Source organism: Micromonospora sp. C81 (genome assembly GCF_018070425.1).
Lineage (GTDB): Bacteria > Actinomycetota > Actinomycetes > Mycobacteriales > Micromonosporaceae > Micromonospora > Micromonospora zamorensis.
Genome location: NZ_JAGPXS010000003.1, coordinates 33915 through 49965, shown reverse-complemented (window position 1 = coordinate 49965; position 16051 = coordinate 33915). Strand labels below are relative to the sequence as shown.

The 16051-nt window shown below is 68.4% G+C and carries 16 protein-coding genes; 8 read left to right on the top strand and 8 right to left on the bottom strand.

The annotated features are described in order from the left end of the window. Positions 1–103 precede the first annotated feature (103 nt). From KBX46_RS06335 to KBX46_RS06325, 3 genes are read right to left on the bottom strand one after another with little or no spacing between them, the layout of a single operon-like run. Positions 104–1012: an NAD(P)H-binding protein gene (locus KBX46_RS06335; RefSeq protein WP_210791559.1), complete on the bottom strand. Its 909-nt coding sequence runs from the start codon at positions 1010–1012 to the stop codon at positions 104–106. 33 nt (positions 1013–1045) lie between these two features. Beyond that, a complete protein-coding gene (locus KBX46_RS06330; protein ID WP_210791557.1) occupies positions 1046–2026 on the bottom strand; it encodes an alcohol dehydrogenase catalytic domain-containing protein in 981 nt (326 codons plus the stop codon). A 26-nt stretch (positions 2027–2052) separates the two neighbouring features. Continuing rightward, positions 2053–2655: an NADPH-dependent F420 reductase gene (locus KBX46_RS06325; protein WP_141911792.1), complete on the bottom strand. Its 603-nt coding sequence runs from the start codon at positions 2653–2655 to the stop codon at positions 2053–2055. Positions 2656–2863: 208 nt separating this feature from the next. Between KBX46_RS06325 and KBX46_RS06320 the strand changes: the two genes are divergently transcribed. After that, positions 2864–3475 (top strand): TetR/AcrR family transcriptional regulator, encoded by a 612-nt coding sequence (locus KBX46_RS06320; protein ID WP_210791555.1) that lies wholly within the window; start codon positions 2864–2866, stop codon positions 3473–3475. A gap of 80 nt (positions 3476–3555) precedes the next feature. Here the strand turns inward: KBX46_RS06320 and KBX46_RS06315 are convergent, their stop codons facing one another. The 4 genes from KBX46_RS06315 to KBX46_RS06300 all read right to left on the bottom strand — a co-directional run bounded on the left by KBX46_RS06315 (position 3556) and on the right by KBX46_RS06300 (position 7389). Continuing rightward, positions 3556–4215, bottom strand: a complete 660-nt coding sequence (locus KBX46_RS06315; RefSeq protein WP_210791553.1) for a dihydrofolate reductase family protein — start codon at positions 4213–4215, stop codon at positions 3556–3558. A gap of 58 nt (positions 4216–4273) precedes the next feature. Then, positions 4274–5002, bottom strand: coding sequence for a helix-turn-helix domain-containing protein (locus KBX46_RS06310; protein WP_210791551.1), 729 nt, complete (start codon positions 5000–5002; stop codon positions 4274–4276). Between the two features lie 886 nt (positions 5003–5888). Beyond that, positions 5889–6359 carry a TspO/MBR family protein gene (locus tag KBX46_RS06305; protein ID WP_088950673.1) on the bottom strand — a complete coding sequence of 157 codons (471 nt, stop codon included), beginning with the start codon at positions 6357–6359 and terminating at the stop codon, positions 5889–5891. Positions 6360–6450: 91 nt separating this feature from the next. Next, on the bottom strand, positions 6451–7389 hold the full coding sequence (locus KBX46_RS06300; protein ID WP_210791549.1) for an AraC family transcriptional regulator: 939 nt from the start codon (positions 7387–7389) through the stop codon (positions 6451–6453). 72 nt (positions 7390–7461) lie between these two features. On the opposite strand from KBX46_RS06300, the gene KBX46_RS06295 reads away from it, so the two are divergent. From KBX46_RS06295 to KBX46_RS06285, 3 genes are all read left to right on the top strand, one after another. Beyond that, the gene (locus tag KBX46_RS06295) at positions 7462–8310 is read left to right on the top strand and encodes an NAD(P)H-binding protein (protein ID WP_210791547.1); all 849 of its coding nucleotides are present in this window, start codon (positions 7462–7464) and stop codon (positions 8308–8310) included. Next, on the top strand, positions 8307–8807 hold the full coding sequence (locus KBX46_RS06290; RefSeq protein WP_210791545.1) for a DUF1772 domain-containing protein: 501 nt from the start codon (positions 8307–8309) through the stop codon (positions 8805–8807). Before KBX46_RS06295 ends, KBX46_RS06290 begins: the two co-directional genes overlap by 4 nt. Positions 8808–8924: 117 nt before the next feature. Then, positions 8925–10160, top strand: a complete 1236-nt coding sequence (locus tag KBX46_RS06285; protein WP_247667090.1) for an MFS transporter — start codon at positions 8925–8927, stop codon at positions 10158–10160. A 12-nt stretch (positions 10161–10172) separates the two neighbouring features. On the opposite strand, the gene KBX46_RS06280 is transcribed toward KBX46_RS06285, so the two are convergent. Further along, entirely contained in the window at positions 10173–10937 is a 765-nt protein-coding gene (locus KBX46_RS06280; protein WP_210791543.1) for a class I SAM-dependent methyltransferase, read from the bottom strand. A 644-nt stretch (positions 10938–11581) separates the two neighbouring features. Between KBX46_RS06280 and KBX46_RS06275 the strand changes: the two genes are divergently transcribed. The 4 genes from KBX46_RS06275 (at position 11582) to KBX46_RS06260 (ending at position 16041) form a co-directional block, all read left to right on the top strand. After that, a complete protein-coding gene (locus KBX46_RS06275) occupies positions 11582–13123 on the top strand; it encodes a non-reducing end alpha-L-arabinofuranosidase family hydrolase (protein ID WP_141911773.1) in 1542 nt (513 codons plus the stop codon). A gap of 242 nt (positions 13124–13365) precedes the next feature. Next, entirely contained in the window at positions 13366–13620 is a 255-nt protein-coding gene (locus KBX46_RS06270; protein WP_088950666.1) for a hypothetical protein, read from the top strand. Further along, the gene (gene eccD, locus KBX46_RS06265) at positions 13617–14942 is read left to right on the top strand and encodes a type VII secretion integral membrane protein EccD (RefSeq protein ID WP_210791541.1); all 1326 of its coding nucleotides are present in this window, start codon (positions 13617–13619) and stop codon (positions 14940–14942) included. Before KBX46_RS06270 ends, eccD begins: the two co-directional genes overlap by 4 nt. Before the next feature lie 13 nt (positions 14943–14955). Next, the gene (locus KBX46_RS06260; protein WP_210791539.1) at positions 14956–16041 is read left to right on the top strand and encodes a MinD/ParA family protein; all 1086 of its coding nucleotides are present in this window, start codon (positions 14956–14958) and stop codon (positions 16039–16041) included. The last annotated feature ends 10 nt before the right edge of the window (positions 16042–16051 follow it).

The window sequence follows — 16051 nt, the reverse complement described above, 5'->3', positions numbered from 1 at the left end:
CCAGGCCGGCACCGGTAGAGCCGGCGCGTTACTCAACTCCGCCGTCTGGGAGAGCGCCGCCCACTACCGGACGGCTTGCGAGGCTCCGGGCTGGTCTGGGCGATCATGCGCTGCGCGCTGACTCATTCGTCGTTCCCGGACCAACCGCGGGGTAGTTCTTCTCGAGGAATTCGCGGTAGCCGGTGGGCCGGTACCCGATCAGCCGCTCCAGATCGTCGGTGTGCTTGCTGAACGATCCGAGGCCGACACCTGCGACCCAGGCCGTCAGGAACTCGGCGACCGGGCCGGGAACGTCCTTCTGGAGGTAACTTTCGAGGAATTCTTCAACCGGGACGGGCAGGTAGGGGACCGGCTGGCCGTGGATCTCGCTCAATGTGGCGGCGATGTCCCGGTACGACGCCGCTTGGCTGCCGTTGAGCGTGTAGGTCTTGTTCTCGTGGCCGGCCTGGGTGAGCACGGCCACGTTGCCTGCTGCGAGGTCGCGCAGCAGCGCGGGCGCCATAGTGCCCTCGCCGGGGGGAACTCGCAGGCCCTTCTCGTACACGTCGGCCGCGAGGTATTGCTCCAGATAGTCGAGGTAGATCGGGTTACGCAGGATGGTGTAGGTCAGTCCGGAAGCACGCAGGGTCTGCTCCGTAAAGACGTCGGACTCGGTGACGCCCACCTGATTGATGCCGAGGTCCTCGTCGCGCTGGATCGCCGTGTAGATCACATGCTTAACACCGGCCTGCTTCGCGGCCGTGATGGCGTTGTAGTGCTGGGTGTTTCGATCGGTGAAGGCCACCGCCGAGACGAGCAGGAGCTTGTCCACGCCGTCGAAGGCCCGTACGAGCGAGGCATAGTCGAAGTAGTCGCCCTGGCGGATGTCCACACCACGCTCAGTCAGATCGGCTGCCCGGTCGGGGTTGCGGGAAAGTCCGGCCAGTTGCTCGGCGGGCAGGCGTTCAAGGAGGAGTTGCAGGGTCAGGCGGCCGAGGTTTCCCGTGGCTCCAGTGACGAGCAGCTTTTCCATGTGTCCATTCCTTTTCTGTAGTTCGGTCGGTGTTCAGACGCTGATGACGGTTTTGCCGATGGTGCGTCCGCTTTCGGCCAGCCGGTGAGCCTCCCGCATGGAATCCGCAGTGAGACCGTGCAGCTGCGTCGTCACGATGGGACGTACGTGGCCCGCCAGATCGGCAAGAATCTGACCTTGGCGGTGGAGGTCGTGGCCGGCGATGACACGGCTGAAAACCATCTCCACGTGCAGGGAAACGGATTTTTGGATCAGGGGCTCGATGTCGGTGGTGCCGGTGAGGTCAGTGGTTGCCATATGGCCGAACGGCCGCAGGACGTCGGCGATCCAGCCGATGTTGGCGGCGGTTCCCTTGGTGGAGAGCACCAGATCGATCCGGTCGACGCCCGCGTTCCGCAGCTGGCCGGCGACGTCCGCTGTGTGGTCGAGCACCAGGTCGGCCCCCATGGCCGTGCACCACTCGCGGGAGTCAGGCCGGGAAGCCGTGCTGAGCACCAGGGCGGAGGTCTTGCTCTTGAGCAGTTGCGTCGCCAGCGAACCCACGCCTCCGGCGCCGCCTACCACCAGGACGTTCTCGACCCCAGTGGGCAGGCCGTCCTGGGCCCGGAACAAGGCTTCGGAGGCGGTGAGGCCGCCGATCGGCAAGGAAGCGGCATCGGCGAAGGAGAGCTGATCCGGAATCCGGGCGACGACCCGGTGGTCAACGGCCAGGCGTTCGGCCCAGCAGCCGTCCCGGGTGACGTCTCCGGTCCCCATGACGCGGTCTCCGACGGCGAATCCCTGCGTCGCCGATCCTGTCCTGGCTACCACTCCGGCGAACTCCCAGCCGAGGATGACCCGCCCACCCGGGGGTGCACTGCGCAGCTTTCGGACGGACGCCTCGCCCGGGTTGACGCCCACGGCCCGAACCTCGATCAGCAGATCGCTCTCACGCATCTGCGGTTCGTCCGTATCCGTGAGCTTCAGGGCGAACTCTTCGAGCGGGTGGGCCTTCTCATAGGCCAGTGCCTTCAATGGATACTCCTGTCGGACGTTGGGGGTCAGTCCTGTTTGAGAGCGTGCAGAGCAGAGAGCGGACCCGTTCCGACCTGCATGAGGCGGCCGCCTTCGCGCAACGGCCCCGCGTCTACCGGCGCGAAGCCGACGGCTTCGAACGTCTGCTGGACGAGCGTTTTCGCCTCGGTGTCATCTCCGGCGCAGAAGAGGAGCTGACGGCCCTCGGCGTGCTGGGGATCAGCCGCGATGTACTGCCCATACAAGGTGCTGAAGGCCTTCACCACCCGCGCGCCGGGGGCGTGGCGGGCGACAATCTCGCTGCTGGTCTCGTCGCCGAGATCGGCGAGGTCGGCGGGCGTCTGACCTACGATGTGATTGGTGGCGTCCACCAGGATGCGCCCTTTCCAGGCGGGCACACCGGCCAGCGCAGTCGGTACATCGCTCCACCGGACGGCGAGGAACACCATGTCGGCTGCCGCGGCTTGGGCGACCGTGCCGGCGCTGGCCAGCGGCCCTAATCCGGCCACGACCTCGTTCAGCGACGCCGGCCCGCGGCTGTTGCTCAGCATCACGCGGTGGCCCGCAGCCACGAGGTGGCTGGCAATGGCCTGCGCGACCGTACCCGCCCCGATCGTTCCCACGTCCATACCCAACCTCTGTCCGTTGCAGACCCCTTGAGGCCTCTTACGATGACGACCGTCATCAAAGGAATAATGATGGTTGACATCGTTAACTGTCAAGGTGGGTGCCGACGTGACGGGCATCATTGATGATGGGTATCATCGAAGGTTCGGGTGGCGTCGGCCCTGTTCAGCAGTGGCTCGGGTGCGCCACCCGCCCGGGAAGGAGACTCACGTGCCCCGCCTCACGCCGGAGCGGAAGAAGCTCAACCACGACAAGATCATCGAGGCCGCAGGTCGGGGTTTCCGGACCCACGGCGTCAACGGGATCGGCATCGCCGAGCTGATGAAGGCCGCCGAGATGACGCACGGCGGCTTCTACAATCACTTCGGCTCCAAGGATGAGCTCGCCCTGGAAGTCATCCGGCAGGGCTTCGGCAGCTCCCTCGGCGATCTGGCCGGCATCCGCGAAGAACATCCCGGCTCGGCCCGGGCGGCCCTGGATCACATCTTCGACCAGTACCTGGCCGTCGAGCACCGTGACCATCCCGAAATCGGCTGCGCGTCCGCCGCGTTGGTCACGGATGTCGGACGTGAAGGCGTCGCGGCCCAATCCGAGTACCAGCACGGGCTCGAGGGCTTCTTCAGTGTCATCACAGAGATGGTGCTTGAGAACGCCAGTCAGTCCGGCACTCACCTGGATGTCGAACAGGCCCGCGAGCAGGCCATTGCTCTGTTTAGCCAGATGGTCGGCGCGCTCGTCGTCTCGCGAGCGGTCGTCAGGTCCTCCCCGGCCCTGGCGGACGAGATCCTCAAGGCGAACAACTCTCGGCTCAAGCAGGCTTGAACGGCCTCTCAGTCGGTGCTGTTGAGTGCGGCAACCAGCAACCGTTCCCGCGCCACCTCGAAGCCGGTCGGGCACCGTTGTCAGTCGAGGACCGTCGCCGAGCGCCCTTCGTCGACCGTGTACGCGCCTGCGGAGATCGCGCCGAGGCTCGTGGGGTTGAGGGTCAGCGAGACGACGCCGCCGGGCAGTACGCGCGAGGTCTCTTCGACGGTTGCGAACGTCGCGGGCGTCGATCCGTCCGGGAACAGGCGCTTTCCCGTGCCGACGATGACCGGGTATTGGAGTAGCCGGTAGACATCGACGAGTCCTGCCTGGTGCAGCGTCTGCACGAGTTTCCAGCTTCCGTGAACCTGGAGCTCCTTGCCGGGAAGCTCCTTGAGGCGGCGTACCTCGTCGGCAGGGTCACCGCGTAGGACCGTCGTCGGGTTCCAATCGGCTTCATCGTCGGTCAGCGTAGAGCTGACGACATACTTTGGCAGCGTGTTGAGCTTGGCGGCAATCAGGTTGTCAGGTTCGGTGACCTTCGGCCAGTACCCGCCGAGCAGGCCGAAGCTGGTGCGGCCGAAGAGGAACGCGTCGGCCTCACGGAACCAGCTCTCGACGACTTCGTTGGTGTGCGTCGAGGCGTGCGGAACGAGCCACCCGCCGCGGTCGAAGCCGCCGGAGCGGTCCTCGTCGGGATTTCCGGGTCCTTGCATGACGCCGTCGAGACTGACGAAGATGTTGACGCTGAGTAGCACGGTTTTCCTTCAAGTTCTGGTTGCGGACAGCCGGCCAGGGCTGGTTGGCAGACGGACGCTAGCTGCCGGGCCCGGGGTGCGTCTTGTACAGGAACGACATCGCGGCAAAGTGGTCCGCCTGCAGCTCGCGTGCGGTGCACCCGACGTAGCGACGCAGCGCATGCGCGAGGTGGGCTTGGTCGAAGTACCCCAACGTCTCGACGACTGCGCGCCAGTCAAGGCCGCCGCGCAGCATCGTGGCTGCGGCGTTCGCGCGGTCGATCTGCCTAACGGCGGTTTGCGACAGTCCGATGATCGCCCGGTAGCGACGCTGCAGGGTTCGCTCGGTCGGGCTGGCTTTGGGATGCTCGGCGATTTGCTCCTCGTCCCCGAGTTGCGATCGCACCAGCAGGCCCGCGTCCTGCAATCGCCGGACGAAATGTTCGACGTTCTCGAACGTCGGCGCCTCCCAGCTTTCGCCGCCGATGACGATCCTGCCCGATTCCGTCACTGGGAACGGCACGTACCCATCGACGATCGAGGCTGCAGGATGCGGCCGAAGAACCGCGCCGAATGCGAACCGGACCCCGAGGAACTCGGTGCCCGGCGGGACCGGTGCCGTAGTCGCCCTCGTTTCCGGCCCGCGCAGGCTGGCGAGTAGGCGTCCCTGCGCCCGCGAGAGGATCAGATGCCAGCAGGTGCGTGCTGCGGACGTCATCGTCTCCTCCGCGTCAGAGCGGGTGCGCCACACGCGGTCGACGAGGCTCATGTCGATGTCGGTGTCGCGATGCTCGAACCGCAACGCCACGGCCCCCTCCGTCTTCAATCTGCCGAGGTTCGCTCCTGAGGCTAGCGACGTCGACAATCAGGACCGACAACCTCAGAAGCGCAAGAAGTACGACCGGAGTTCCGTGAGGGGCCGGTCCGAATCGTCGAGGAGGCGGGGAAGCCGGTCGCGCAGATCGCCCGGGACGTACCAGGGCATGCTCAAGGCTGGGCCAATCAGGTCCGGGCCGGGCGCGAGGGCCCCCTGCGCGACAACACCGCGCGTACCGGCAGCTCCAGAGGGCGGGAACTGCGGAGTCAGCCCTAGCCGCCAGCCTCCGCCCCCCGCCTCTCACGAACACCTGAGACGATGCGGCATGCGCACACGCCTACGCATGGTCAGAGTGACAACCAGGCCCGTTCAGGTACGAGAGACGGCCGCCGTTGACCTACCACGGAGCGCGGAAGCGGCCTTTTCGTTCATGTGGGACCCGGCATCTTCTCTCAAGCTCTTTGAGGCGGAGGTAGCCGTGGCTCTCCCAGGTCGGGAGCGAGTCGGCGAAATCCAGGCTTTCGTAGAGCGGACCCCAGGCGGCCGAATGGGTGTCCTGCATGAGGTGACTGAGCTTGATCCCGGCCGTCGCGCAGTTACCCGTAGCCTTACCTCCTGGTGTCCTAGCTGGAGCGCACTCACCATCGAGGCGCTCAACCCTGACTCATGCCGTCTGACTCAGGAGTTCTGGGCAGATGTTCCGGCGGGTGTACACGCAGCGCAGGAGCAGCAGCTGCGCGACGGGTTCCGACAGCGGCTGGAATCGATGACGCGCCGGCTAGCTGAGTGGGCCGCCGGCGGACTCTGATAGTCCCGCCGAAACCGTTCGGCAACTCGATGCCATCCCGCGATGTTGAGGGATCTGCTAACCACGGCCTCACCTGTTGGTGTTGAGACGGACGATGGTTCCGTTGAGGGCGGTGGCGAAGAGCGTCCACGCGGCGTACGGGGCCAGTGCGACGGCCGCAACGCGGTCGGTTTGCGAGGCGCGGCGAAGCAGCACGAAGTTGGAGGCGTTGAGCGCGGCGATTTCGGCCAGCGCGACGGCAGGCTTCTGGGCCTTGAAGAACAGCGCGCTCCACCCGAAGTTGAGGGCCAGGTTGAGTGCGTAGGCGCGGGTGAACGCGGCGCGGTCGGCTTCGCTGGTGCGGTCCAGCACACGGGCGCCGGCCACTGCGATCAGCGCGTAGAGCGGCGTCCATGCCAGCGGGAACGCCACGGGTGGGGGTTGCCAGGTCGGCTTGCGGAGCCGCTGGTACCAGCGCGAGGAAGCGTCGGTGACCGTCGCTCCTGCGGCGGCCGTCACGGTGACCGCCGCTGCGGTCTTGACCAGGGTTGGTAGTCGCATGATGTTCAGCTACCCGACCTGCGACGGATCAACCGCGCCCGGTTACCGACTCAACATCCGACTGGCAGCGCCGTCTCGATGCCGGTGCCCGCTACTGTCCGGCAGCCAGTCGGTGTTCCCGCGGGCTGACACCGCGGATGCGTTTGAAGGCCGTGCTCAGGGCGAAGGAACTGCCGTAGCCGACGTGCCGGGCGACGGCGCCGACTGTGGCTCCTGGCTCACGGAGCAGGTCGGCTGCCAGGGCCAGCCGCCACTCGGTGAGGTACGACATGGGCGGTTCGCCGACGAGGGCGGTGAAGCGGCGGGCCAGCGCCGCCCGGGAGACCCCGGTCCTGGCGGCCAGCGAGGCGACGGTCCAGGGTTGGGCCGGGTTGTTGTGGAGCATCTGCAGAGCCCGGCCGACGACCGGATCACTGTGCGCTCTGTACCAGCCGGGGGCTTTGGCCGCAGGTCGGGCGAACCACTCGCGCAGCGCGGCGATGAGCAGCAGGTCGAGCAACCGGTCGAGGACCGCTTCCTGCCCCGGGTCGTCCTTGACGATCTCGGCGGCCAGCAGCGGGACCAACGGGGAGTCCCAGGAGTGGCCCGCGACCACCAGCAGCGGTGGCAGTGCGCTCAGGAGCCGCTGGCTGACCTCGCCCCGCATCGTGTAGGTGCCGGTGAGCAGCATTGTCGGGCCGTCCGGGCTGTTGCCCCAGGTGCGTACGCCCAGCTCCATCATCTCGGGCAGTTCCTGCCCGTCCGGGGTCGTGCAGAGCTGGCCCGGATGGATGATGACCTGCGGCGCCGTGGTCGGGTCGTCGGCGACCGTGTACGGGTCGGGGCCGCGAATGATCGCCAGGTCGCCGGGACCGAGGCGTACGGCGGCAGTCTCGTCGGCGAGGACCCAGGCGTGCCCCTGGACCATGGCAACCAGGGTGAGTGGCGCCTGGTCCTCGATCCGCATCGACCAGGGCGGGGTCAGGACCGAGCGGAGGAGGAACGCGCCCTGGGCTCGGGGTCCGTTGAGGAGACTGGCGACTGCGTCCACGTAGACGATTACACACAGAGTCGCGAGCTTTGGCTATCCACAGTCTCACGCCGCTGCATTTCAATGATCCCTATGACGAAGGAACGAGAGCGGAAGACGGTCCTGGTACTCGGCGGAACCGGCAAGACCGGCCGCCGCATCGTCGAGCGGCTGCAGGGGAGCGGAGTGCCTGTTCGGGCTGGTTCCCGCTCCGCTGCCGAGCCGTTCGACTGGACGGACCGGACGACCTGGGCGCCGGTGCTTCAGGGGGTCGGATCGGTGTATGTGTCCTACTACCCGGACCTGGCGGTGCCGGGCGCGCCCGAGACGGTCGGGGCGTTCGCTGAGCTTGCGGTGGCGTCCGGGGTCTCGCGGCTGGTGCTGCTGTCCGGTCGCGGTGAGGACGAGGCAGGGGCCAGCGAGAGACTCGTCCAGTCGGCCGGGGTCGAGTGGACGATCCTGCGGTCCAGCTGGTTCAGCCAGAATTTCAGCGAGGACTATCTGCTGGAGCCGTTGCTGGGCGGCGAGGTCGTCCTGCCGGTGGGGAACGTGCCCGAGCCGTTCGTGGACGTCGACGACATCGCCGAGGTGGCCGTGGCGGCCTTGACCGAGGACGGGCACGCGGGACAGGTCTACGAGCTGACCGGTCCCCGCCTGCTCACCTTCGCTGAGGCGATCGGCGAGATCTCCACAGCGACGGGCCGCCGCATTGATTTCGTTCAGGTGCCCCCCGACGACTACGCGGCGGCGCTCACCGCAGAGGGCACACCGCCCGGGGTCGTGGAGCTGCTGATGTACCTGTTCACGACCGTGCTGGACGGGCGCAACTCCCATCTGGGCGACGGGGTCCAGCGCGCCCTGGGTCGACCGCCCCGCGACTTCGCCGACTACGCCACCGACACCGCCGCCACCGGCGTCTGGGACAAAGGACAGACATCATGAGAGTTGCGCAGCAGGTGTCACTGATCGCCGCCACCATCACCAGCGGACTCATGGCAGGACTGTTCGCCGCCTTCGCCTACGCGGTCATGCCCGCACTCAGAACGGCCAACGACCAGACGTTCGTCGACACGATGCAGCGGATCAACGTGTCCATCGTCAACGGCTGGTTCATGCTGAGCTTCCTGGGCGCACTGGTGTTCGCCGCACTCTCGGCTCTCCTGGCCTGGCGCGGAGACGGCCGCCCGGCGCTGCCGTGGATCATCGTCGGGCTCACCCTGTACCTGGCGATGTTCGTCATCACCACCGCCGTCAACGTCCCGCTCAACGACAAGCTGGCGTCAGCCGGCGATCCCGGCCATATCGCTGATCTCGCAGCCGTACGCGCGCACTTCGAATCGAGCTGGGTCACCTGGAACATCGTCCGCGCGCTGGCCAGCACGGCCGCCTTCGGCTGCCTCTCCTGGGCTCTGGTCGTCTATGGCCGCGCCACCGGATGATGCTTTTACAACGGGGTGAGGGCTTCACAGACCTCGGGGGCGACGTATTGCTTGAGGCAGAGTTCTGAGGGTCGCACCCGCCGCCGACATCTGGCTGACCGGGACGGGAGTAGCCGCATGGCAGCGCCGTCGCAGATGAGCCGACGACTGACGTTCCTGTTCGCGGTGGCGGCGGGAGTGGCCATCGGCAACCTGTACTGGGCGCAGCCGCTGCTGGGCTTCATCGCAGGCGATCTGCATACCGCGACCGCGACGGCCGGCTGGCTCGTCACCGCGACGCAGGTCGGGTACGCCGTCGGCGTGCTGCTGCTCGTGCCGCTCGGCGATGTCCTCGACCGTCGTCGGTTCGTCCCGTTGATGCTGTTGGCCTCGGCGGCCGCACTGTTGCTGTGCGCGCTGGCGCCGTCGATGGGCGTACTCCTGCTCGCACTCGGCCTGCTCGGCGTGACGACGATTTCCGGACAGGTCCTCACCCCGCTCGCCGGTGATCTTGCCGGTGCTGCCGACCGCGGCCGGGTGGTCGGCACCGTCGGATCCGGGACGCTCACCGGGATCCTGGCCTCCCGCACCATCAGCGGGTTCGTCGCCGAGGCCGCGGGGTGGCGTGCGATCTGCGTCCTCGCCGCAGCCGTCGCCGTGCTGCTCGCGGTCCTGCTCTACCGCGCGATTCCGCCGCTGGCACCGCGGACGCGCATGCCGTACCCACAGCTTCTCGCCTCGGTCGGCGCGGTGGTCATGCGCGAGCGAGCGGCTCGATGGACGCTGGTCCTGGCCGCCACCGGCTTCGCCGCGTTCTCGCTGTTCTGGACGGCGCTGACGTTCCTGCTCAGCGGCCCACCGTTCCGGTACCCGGCGCCGGTGATCGGGTTGTTCGGGTTGGCTGGGCTCGCTGGTGTCCTCTCCGGCCTGCGCGGCGGTCGTCTGCACGACCGCGGCTGGTCGTTGCCGGCTACCGGTGCGGCCTGGCTGCTGGCCCTGTGTGCCTTCGTCGTCGCGGTGTTCGCCGGTCGGTCCGTCGTCCTTCTCATCACCGTGATCGTCATGATCGACGTCGCTCTCCAGACGCAGGCCCTCCTCAATCGGGCGCGGCTGTTCGCCCTCTCCCACGAAGCCCGCAGCCGGCTCAACACTGCGCTGGCCGTCAGCAACTTCATCGGCGCGGCTGTCGGCTCCGCCGTCGCGACCACGCTCTGGTCCGTGGGTGGCTGGGCAGCGGTCACGATCACGGGTACGGCACTCTGCTGCTTCGCGCTCGCCGTGTGGGCGCTGGGACGTCGCGGTCCGCTCGTGATCCGCTCCGCCCTGCCCGATGGCGCGGCAACGGACCGCAGAGACGCCCCAGCAACCGCCTGACCTGCGCACCTATTAGTCGTTGGCGCGTTCGAGGGTGAGCAACGGCTCGGCGAAGACGGGTGCCGGCGCGTCGGGGTCCGCGGCGACGGCGTCCTCCAACCGGCGGAAGCCGGCCTCCAGGTCGTCGGGGCTGAGCTGCGCGAAGAACGAGAGAGTACGCAGGCGCAGCCGTTCGAGCATGTCGCCGTAGGTGCCGGAGGACGGCTCGGTGACAGTGTCGAAGCTGGCGACGCGCCAGCCGAGGGACGTGAACATCGCGATGACCTCGTGCAGGGGCTGAAACAGGGCAGCGTCCAGCTCGTACCCGTTGGGGAAGTGCGCCAGCCACCACGGCCGGGGATGGTGGTCGCTGAAGTTCGCCCGCAGCAGCAGCCGGCCGCCGGGCCTGATCACCCTGGTCAGCTCCCGGGCTGCCCGGGGCTTGTCCTGCACGTGGTGCCAGGACAGGAACATGAGTGCGTAGTCGACGCTGTCGGACGCCACCGGCAGGTCCTCGGCGGCGCCGGCCACATACCGCACGTCCGGGTGCTGGGGTTGCGTCTGTGCGACCTCGCGCATCCGGACCGATGGCTCGACGCCGGTGACCGGCCCGAACGCCTCCGCCAGCGCGGGTGTGAACCTGCCGGTCCCCGACCCGACGTCGAGCCCCGTGAGCGGACGCCGATCGGGCAGTACCGCTTCGAAGGCCCTGAGCCATTCGCGCAGTTGCTGCTGGGCGAGTGCCCGGCCTCGCGCGTAGTCCTGGTGCTGCTCCGTGTCGTAGTCGATCGACCTCATCGAACCTCCCGGATCCATCGGGCGGCCGGAGATCGCCGCCTTGATATATCGTGCCGATACATCGGGACGATATTCGACGCCGCATCACCCCACAAGGTGTCTCCGCGCGGGGCGGCCGTGCGCGGTCCACGCGGCAACCGGGTGTACGGGGCAGGCGTCACCGAGCCGAGCCCAGGCGACGGTCGAGGGCTTCGGGTGGTGTTCTGAATCCTGATGCGGGTCTGGTCGATTCGGCCGGCCGCGCTGCGGCTTGCCCTCCGCAGGCGGGCTGCATCATGGGCAGCCGTCGATGTTAGCGCGCACGAGGGGCCTCGCTCAAGGGTCCGAGTGGCGTCCGGGCCGGAGGCAAGAGGTGGTGTCTGCGGATGGTGATCACGTCCAAGGATCACCGTGCGCCATCGACCGATGTTCCCAGCAAGTTACGACTTGACGAACGCCATGTTATCGCTCACAGTCGATGCTTAAGGGCGACGACACCTCTGGCTTACCGGGCGAGCCTGCTTCGTCGACCTCGAATCAGGCGTGCGCCAGGGCATGCAGAAGTCTTGTTAGCGCTAACTACTACGACGCATGTGCCCGGCCACGCGTCGCGGTGCGCCCATCTTCGGGCAGGCCGCTCGGCTCTTGGTCATTGAAGGAGGATCATGTCTGCCCTTGATAGGTCTCCATCGATCGCGCCGCCGGCGCGGCGGCGATGGTGGTTGCCCCGAGTTCTCGCTGCTGGCGCGATGGCGGTGATGGTCGGCGGTGTCGCCGCAGCAGTGGTGTCGTCACCCGCCGCCGCGGCGACGGTCGACACGACCGCGTGGTACGTGTTGGTCAACCGCAACAGCGGCAAGGCCCTGGACGTCTACAACCTGGCCACGAATGACGGCGCCCGGATCACCCAGTGGGCCCGCAACAACGGCAACCAGCAGCAGTGGCAGTTCGTCGACTCCGGGAGTGGCAACTACCGGTTGAAGTCACGGCTGTCCGGCAAGGTGCTGGACGTCTCGGGCTTCTCGACGGCCAACGGCGCCAGCATCGTGCAGTGGACTGACAACAACAGCACCAACCAGCAGTTCCGGTTGGCCGACTCGGACAGCGGCTACGTCCGGCTGATCAACCGCAACAGCAACAAGGTGATGGAGGTGCAGGGCGCCTCGACCGCCGACGGCGGCAACATCGTGCAGTACGACGACTGGAACGGCGCGAACCAGCAGTGGCAGCTCGTCCGCGTCGACGGTGGCGGCAACCCCACCACGCCGCCTCCGACGACCCCGCCGCCGGGCGGCACGTGCGACCTTCCCTCGACGTACCGGTGGTCCTCCACCGGGGTGTTGGCCAACCCGAGGTCGGGTTGGGTGTCGCTCAAGGACTTCACTGTTGCTCCGTTCAACGGCCAGCAGCTCGTCTACGCCACCACGCACGACTTCGGGTCCAGCTGGGGTTCGATGAACTTCGGCCTCTTCTCGAACTACTCGCAGATGGCCTCGGCCAGTCAGAACGCGATGAACTCGGGGACTGTGGCGCCGTCGTTGTTCTACTTCGCGCCGAAGAACATCTGGGTGCTCGCCTACCAGTGGGGCGGGCCGGCGTTCTCCTACCGGACCTCGACCGACCCGACCAACCCGAACGGGTGGTCGTCGCCGCAGACGCTGTTCACCGGAAGCATCACCGGTTCCGGCACCGGCCCGATCGATCAGACTCTCATCGGCGACGGTACGAACATGTACCTGTTCTTCGCCGGGGACAACGGCAAGATCTACCGGGCCAGCATGCCGATCGGGAACTTCCCGGGCAGCTTCGGCAGCAGCTACACGACCATCATGAGCGACACCACGAACAACCTGTTCGAGGCCCCGCAGGTCTACAAGCTCCAGGGCCTGAACAAGTACCTCATGATCGTCGAGGCGATCGGCTCGCAGGGCCGCTACTTCCGCTCGTTCACGGCCACCAGCCTCGGCGGTTCGTGGACGCCGCAGGCCGCCAGCGAGAGCAACCCCTTTGCCGGCAAGGCCAACAGCGGTGCCACCTGGACCAACGACATCAGCCACGGCGAGCTGCTGCGGACCAGTGCCGACCAGACGATGACGGTCAACGCCTGCAACCTGCAACTGCTCTACCAGGGTCGTTCCCCCAGCTCCAACGGCGTCGACTACGGCCTCCTGCCGTACCGGCCGGGTCTGCTGACCCTGCAGCGCTGAGTCATGACGCAGGTCTGACTCGTCGCGGATTGTCGGCCTCCTGAGATCGTCGTCCTCGGCGGGTTCGGGCAGGCCAGGTAACCGAAGCGGTGGACAAGGGCCCTCGGCGGAGTGATCCGCCGGGGGCTCTTTCCACGAAGAGCGAACATGCAGGCGCGTGGATCTTGCTGGCGGCCCGACCTCCGTCGCCACCTCACGATCGACACCCCCTTCGGATTAGCGGGCGTGGATAGAATCGGCCCGTGGCTCGTGAATACGACACCCAGCTCATCGAGTCGGTCGCGGTCCGCCGCGCCCGGATGCGTGAGCTGCTGCTGTGGGGCCGGCAGCGCCGGGTCCGTGCCACGGGTGACGGGTTCAGGTGGCTGCGGATCGGGCTCGTCTTGGCGGCCGTGGCCTGCGCCGGGTGTGTGGGCTGGTCCTTCCTCAAGGACGTCATCGCCGATCAGCAGAAGGCCCGCAACCCTCCGACGGTCCAGTCGGAGGGCACGCGATGACCCAGGCACAGTCGCCCGCCGCAGGCCAGCTCAGCCGGGTGACCCTGGCCGGCGCGCGTCGACGCATCGACCTGGTGCTGCCGGCCGACGAACCGCTCGGCCTCCTCCTGCCCGAGATCGTCGCCATGGTCGGCCACCGACCGATGGACGATTCACGGGGATACCAGATCAGCACTCTCGACGGCACGGTGCTCGATCCGGCCGGCAGCCTGCGACAGGCGGCCGTTCCGGACGGCGCGATGCTACGGGTCGACCCGATCTCCGAGGCGCCGCCGGCGGCGATCGTGCACGACGTCGCCGACGAGGTCGGCGACGACCTTTCCCGGAGGTACGGCCGCTGGGGCGTTGCCGCCCGGATGTGGACCGCCACCGCCGTGTGCCTGCTCGCCGCGACGATGGCGGCCGTGCTCGCCGCCCCGCGACTGGGGGCCGCGCTGGTGAGCGCGATCGGCGGCGTGATCGCGCTGTCCGGCCTCCTCGTCGGGCTGGTGGCCAAGCGGGCCGTCGGGATGGCGGTGCTGCTCAGCGGTGCAGCGATGGCGATGAGCATGGTGCCCGGGCTGACGAACGGGCAGACCTTGCGCTGGGCGCTCTGGGCTGCCGGCGTCGGCTGCGTCGTGCTCGCCGTGGGCACGGTGACGGGCAACCGTCGCGCCGGCGTCCTCGGTGGCGGGACGGTGCTGGCCCTGGTGGCTGGTTGGGGCGTACCGCTGGCGCTGGACATGCCCGCCGAGCGTGTCGCGGCGGTGCTGACGATCGTGGCGGTCGGAATGCTGGGGCTCCTGCCCCGGATCGCGATGATCGCGTCCGGGCTCACCCGCCTCGACGACCGGCGGAGCAACGACGAGCTGGTGAGTCGCGTGACGGTGGAGGCCGCTGTCGACTCCGCGCACCGCGGGCTGGCCGTGGCCGCCGTGGCGACGGCGACGTCGGCGACGCTCGGCGGCCTCGTCCTGGCGGCCGCGGCGGGCCCGTGGGCGCTGGTGCTGGCGGCCCTGGTGGCGAGCGCTCTGCTGCTGCGGATGCGTGCGTTCCCGCTGGCCGTCGAGGTGGTGGGGCTGGTGACCGGTGCCCTGGTGATCGTGGGCGGCCTGTTGACGCGCTGGGTGCGGGACACGCCCGACGCGTGGTGGGGTCCGGCGCTCACGGCGCTGGCCGTCTGCGCGGTGGCCCTCGTGATCCTGGCGTACCGGCCGCCACCGCACGCGCTGGCCCGAGCCCGGCAGTACGCCGACCGCGCCGAGGCGTTGACCGTGATGGCACTGGTGCCCGTTGCGGTCGGGGTGTTCGGGCTCTACTCGCGACTTCTCACCACGTTCTGATTGAGGCGGTGGCATGAGCGCTCCACCGGTGCCCGGCCCGACCCACTCCGGGGGGCACGGACCGTACCCACCACAGCGGCGGGTGCAGGACAGCTCGACCACCCCCGCTGCCGCTCCTCGCCAGCCGGCGTCGGCACCGCAGGCACCGCCGCAGCCCGCGCAGGCACCCCGACCGGCACCGACGCCCCGGGCACCTGGCGATCCTGCGGGGTCGGAGCCGAACGACCTGTCGATCGTCCGGCGGATCCGTGCCGGCGATCCGCCACTGCGGCGGATGTGGCGCAGCGCCAGCCGAATGTTCACCAGCAGCCGCGCGACCCGGGCGCTCGCCGACCTCGCCGCCGAGGTGCAGTTGCCGGTGCACACCGGCCGGCGGATCGCGGTGGCCTCCGTGCACGGTGGGGCAGGAAAGACCACGGTGGCGGCGGTGCTGGCATCGGTCTTCGCGGCGCGCCGGTCCGATCCCGTGCTCGCCGCCGACGCCGACCCGTACGAGGGCTCGCTGACTTGGCGGCTCGGCGTGCCGAGCGAACCGCCCCTGGACCGGCTGGCACCCGACCTGATCGGGGCACGGGGCGGTGATCTCCGCGCGCTCGAACCGTTCCTTCCGCGCACCGGCACGGGCCTGTGGGTGCTGCCGAGCGGCACCGCGAACCCGACCCTGTGCAGCGAGGTGACGCGGTCACTGTCGCGCCTCTTCGCTGTCGCCGTCGTCGACTGCCCACCTGGCCTGGAGTCGCGGACCGCGGCGGCGGCCATGTCCGACGCGCACTCGGTGGTGCTCGTCGCCGCGGCGACGCCGGACGGGGTCCGGGCCACCTACCAGGCACTGCGGCGGATCATCGACGGCGGGTACGGGTCGTGGCTGGCACGTGTGGTGGTCGTCCTGAACTCCAGCAACCCCGATGGCCGGGCCGCCCTCGTCGATGACGCCGCGCGCGAGCTGATCGAGCAGACGGGCGTACCCGTGGTGGTGTTGCCCTACGACCGTCACCTGGCTGCCGGCGCGCTCATCACGCCGTCGCGGATCGGTGAGGCGACGCTCGTCGAGGCGACCCGCGCGGCCGCGTTCGCCCTGGCTGCGGCCAGGCGGATGTAAGCGGAGGACG

Excerpts from the sequence above, each read along its gene's own strand:
- KBX46_RS06335 (WP_210791559.1), bottom strand. The coding sequence starts at position 1,012 with ATGGAAAAGCTGCTCGTCACTGGAGCCACGGGAAACCTCGGCCGCCTG.
- KBX46_RS06325 (WP_141911792.1), bottom strand. The coding sequence starts at position 2,655 with ATGGACGTGGGAACGATCGGGGCGGGTACGGTCGCGCAGGCCATTGCC.
- KBX46_RS06305 (WP_088950673.1), bottom strand. The coding sequence starts at position 6,359 with ATGCGACTACCAACCCTGGTCAAGACCGCAGCGGCGGTCACCGTGACG.
- KBX46_RS06295 (WP_210791547.1), top strand. The coding sequence starts at position 7,462 with ATGACGAAGGAACGAGAGCGGAAGACGGTCCTGGTACTCGGCGGAACC.
- KBX46_RS06290 (WP_210791545.1), top strand. The coding sequence starts at position 8,307 with ATGAGAGTTGCGCAGCAGGTGTCACTGATCGCCGCCACCATCACCAGC.
- KBX46_RS06285 (WP_247667090.1), top strand. The coding sequence starts at position 8,925 with ATGGCAGCGCCGTCGCAGATGAGCCGACGACTGACGTTCCTGTTCGCG.
- KBX46_RS06280 (WP_210791543.1), bottom strand. The coding sequence starts at position 10,937 with ATGAGGTCGATCGACTACGACACGGAGCAGCACCAGGACTACGCGCGA.
- KBX46_RS06275 (WP_141911773.1), top strand. The coding sequence starts at position 11,582 with ATGTCTGCCCTTGATAGGTCTCCATCGATCGCGCCGCCGGCGCGGCGG.
- eccD (WP_210791541.1), top strand. The coding sequence starts at position 13,617 with ATGACCCAGGCACAGTCGCCCGCCGCAGGCCAGCTCAGCCGGGTGACC.
- KBX46_RS06260 (WP_210791539.1), top strand. The coding sequence starts at position 14,956 with ATGAGCGCTCCACCGGTGCCCGGCCCGACCCACTCCGGGGGGCACGGA.